This window comes from Streptomyces aurantiacus JA 4570, from assembly GCF_000414115.1.
GTDB lineage: Bacteria > Actinomycetota > Actinomycetes > Streptomycetales > Streptomycetaceae > Streptomyces > Streptomyces aurantiacus_A.
This window is the reverse complement of the sequence record NZ_AOPZ01000303.1, coordinates 1-862: the sequence shown is the minus strand read 5'-3', so window position 1 is coordinate 862 and position 862 is coordinate 1. Positions and strand designations below refer to the sequence as shown.

General features: G+C 73.4%; 1 pseudogene. It reads right to left on the bottom strand.

Annotated elements, in window-relative coordinates:
• Positions 1-862, bottom strand: a pseudogene (locus tag STRAU_RS26645) (beta-ketoacyl synthase N-terminal-like domain-containing protein); the annotation flags it as partial.

Sequence of the window (862 nt, the reverse complement as noted above, 5' to 3'; positions counted from 1 at the left end):
CCGTGCGCCTCGACGGCGTCCACATCACCGGCCGTGAGGCCCGCGCTCGCCAACGCGGCCCGGATCACCCGCTGTTGAGAGGGGCCGTTCGGAGCGGTCAGGCCGTTGCTGGCCCCGTCCTGGTTGACGGCAGAACCGCGCACGACGGCCAGCACCTCATGACCGTGGCGCCGCGCGTCCGACAGGCGCTCCAGCAACCGCCTCCGCGAACGCCTTGCAGCGGCCGTCGGCGGCGAGCCCACGCTGGCGGCTGAACTCGATGAACGCACCGGGGTTGGACATGACCGTGACGCCGCCCGCGAGGGCGAGGTCGCACTCGCCCTGGCGCAGCGCCTGCGCAGCGAGGTGCAGCGCGACGAGCGACGACGAGCAGGCCGTGTCGACGGTGACCGCCGGGCCTTCGAGGCCGAAGGAGTAGGCGAGGCGGCCGGAGATGACGCTCGTCGCGCCGCCCGCCAGCAGATAGCCCTCGACGCCTTCGGGCGCCTGCTGCAGCCCGGAGCCGTAGCCCTGGGACGAGGCGCCGACGAACACACCGGCCTGGCTGCCGTGCAGCGTCGCCGGGTTGATGCCGGCGCGCTCGAAGAGTTCCCAGGAGGTCTCCAGGAGGAGCCGCTGCTGCGGGTCCATCGCGAGGGCCTCACGCGGCGAGATACCGAAGAAGACGGGGTCGAACCGGTCGGCCTCGTAGAGGAATCCGCCCTGCCGGGCGTAGCTCGTGCCCCGCTGCTCGGGGTCGGCGTCGTAGAGCGCTTCGAGGTCCCAGCCACGGCCACCGGGGAAGTCGGACATGGCGTCCTCGCCCTCGGCGAGCAGCCGCCACAGGGCGTCCGGGCTGGTGGCGCCGCCGGGGTAGCGGCAG